We start from the raw sequence: 356 nt of genomic DNA on the forward strand, positions 1-356 counted from the left end.
GTAGGACACGCCGCGGCCGCCGAGCTCCTGCTCGCCCTCGACGCCGAGCTGCTTGTACTCCGCCCCGGTCGCAATAATCAGCGACCGCGTTTTGTACTGCTTGCTGCCGGCATAAACCGTTTTGTATTCCTTGCCGTCCTCGACGCGGGAGACGTCGCCGTAGGCGTACGCCGCGCCGAACTTCTGGGCGTGCTGGAACATTTTCGTCGACAGGTCGGGCCCGAGGATATGGTCAAAGCCCGGGTAGTTTTCCACGTCCTCGGTGTTGGCCATCTGCCCGCCGGGCACGCCGCGCTCAAGCATGAGCGTATCCATTTCCGCCCGCGAGGCGTACACGGCCGCCGTCATGCCGGCCG

Annotated in this window: 1 protein-coding gene; it reads right to left on the reverse strand. The window is 65.2% G+C overall.

Annotated features, from left to right (window positions below; translation table 11 throughout):
- Window positions 1-356, reverse strand: a 356-nt coding sequence (locus CHL76_RS16780; RefSeq protein ID WP_158219222.1) for an FAD-dependent oxidoreductase, incomplete at both ends; no start/stop codon positions are given.

The sequence above is a fragment of the Marinococcus halophilus genome, assembly GCF_002265875.1.
GTDB classification, from domain to species: domain Bacteria; phylum Bacillota; class Bacilli; order Bacillales; family Marinococcaceae; genus Marinococcus; species Marinococcus halophilus.